The organism is Rhodoferax sp. (genome assembly GCF_039922535.1).
Classification (GTDB): Bacteria; Pseudomonadota; Gammaproteobacteria; order Burkholderiales; family Burkholderiaceae_C; genus Rhodoferax_B.
This window is the reverse complement of the sequence record NZ_JBDTEM010000044.1, coordinates 1-1873: the sequence shown is the minus strand read 5'-3', so window position 1 is coordinate 1873 and position 1873 is coordinate 1. Positions and strand designations below refer to the sequence as shown.

Annotated in this window: 1 protein-coding gene and 1 pseudogene; both read left to right on the top strand. The window is 68.7% G+C overall.

Annotated elements, in window-relative coordinates:
• Positions 1 to 89 precede the first annotated feature (89 nt).
• Positions 90 to 911 (top strand): toll/interleukin-1 receptor domain-containing protein, encoded by an 822-nt coding sequence (locus tag ABI213_RS01625; protein ID WP_348025847.1) that lies wholly within the window; start codon positions 90 to 92, stop codon positions 909 to 911.
• A gap of 2 nt (positions 912 to 913) precedes the next feature.
• Positions 914 to 1873 (top strand): annotated as a pseudogene (locus ABI213_RS01620) (hypothetical protein); the annotation flags it as partial.

Sequence of the window (1873 nt, the reverse complement as noted above, 5' to 3'; positions counted from 1 at the left end):
TGCCCACAGCACGCACCTGGGGGTAAGATATTTGACGCATCCGGCTGTGCACACCGCGCAGCCCGATGGACCTCGCCACGGGGAACGTCATGGCCGACATCTTCCTGAGCTACAACGAAAAAGACCGCCCACGGGTGCGCCAATTGGCGCAGGCCCTGGAACGCGCGGGCTGGTCGGTCTGGTGGGACCGCCGCGTGCCTGCAGGCCTGACCTGGCGCAGCCTGCTAGAGCAAGAGCTGCAGGCGATGCGCTGCATGCTGGTGCTGTGGTCGGCCAATTCGGTCAAAAGCGAATGGGTCTGTGAGGAAGCCACCGAGGGGCGGCTGCTGGGCCGCCTGATTCCGGTGTTCATCGAGCGCGTGCGCCCGCCCGCCGGGTTCCGCGAAGTGCAGGCTGCCGATCTGGTGGACTGGGACGGCACCCACGACACCATTGGCCTGCAACAACTGCTGGACGACATTGCCCATAAGCTGGGTGCCCCTGCCGTGGTGGCGGAAGGTGTTGCGCCCCCCACCCCTGTGGATCCGCCCCATCCGACACCATCGCCCTGGAAACCCTGGGGTGTCGCTGCTGCACTGCTGTTGGTGGCCGTGGGCATTTACCTGGGCGTGGGTGCCGTCACGCGCCGCGAGGCCGCCGTGCCGATGGCAAGTCCGCCCGCCACCAGCACCCCCAGCGCCACGGTGGTTGCCGAGCCGCCCAGCCCGGCTATGTCCACTGCCGCCGATACAGCCGCGGCCCCAACGCCTATCGCCATCGCCGCCAAGCCCAACGTCAAATTACCGCCCATCGCCACCGTAGCCACGCCAAAACGCCCGCTACCCGCCCGCTGCAACGCCATCCACGAGCGCCAGGGGCTGGGCGAGGCCCCGTCGGCGGCAGACCAGGCTTTTCTGAACCAGGAGTGCTGACCATGCAACGCCTCGCCCTCTGTACTGTGCTGACCCTGCTAGCCGCCTGCACCAATATGCCGCCGCCCGGCCTGCCAAAACCCCCTACCCCCGTAGCGTCCAACCCCACACCGCCCCCGGCCCCGCCGCCGCCCACCCTGCCCTACGACGAGGCCGTCACCACGGCCGCCACCGCCCTGCTGAAAAACGCCCAGTTGCCCGGTCCGCCGCGCTACGCCGTGGTGATCGACCCGCTGGTAGACGGCATGACCGGAGCCCAGTCCAGCGCCACCCGCTCCATGGGCCTGCGGCTGGCGGCCCTGCTCCGCGAGCAGTACCCACAGTTTGACCTGCAGCCCTTCACCGCCGCCAATGTGGCGCGCAGCCCGCTGGTGCTGATCGGCACCTTCACCGGTGTGAATGCCACGCGGCAAACAACGGGCGTGCGCGAGGCCTACCGCATCTGCTTCGCGCTGGCCGACCTGAAAACCGGCAAACTGGTCAGCAAGGGGCTGGCCTTCTCCAAACCCGAGGGTGTGGACAGCACGCCCCTGGCCAGCTTCCGCGACGCGCCCGCCTGGACCGAAGACCCGGCCACGCTGGGCTACATCCGCACCTGCCAGGGCACCAAGGCAGGCGACCCCATCAACGCCCTGTACACCGAGCGCATCGTGGCCGCCGCCCAGGTGGCCGAGGCCATGGAGGCCTACGACGCCGGGCGCTACCAGGAGTCGCTGGACCTGTACACCAGCGCCCAGCGCACGGCGGCGGGCGATCAGTTTCGGGTGTACAACGGCATCTACCTGGCCCAGTGGAAGCTGGGGCGGCGCGACCGGGCCGAGGCCGCCTTCGGCAAGATCGTGGACTTTGGCCTGGCGCAAAAACGCCTGGCCGTGAAGTTCTTGTTCCGCCCGGGCTCGACGGCCTTTGGCGTAGACAACCGCCAGACCGAGGCCTACCCGCTGTGGCTCAAATCCATCGCC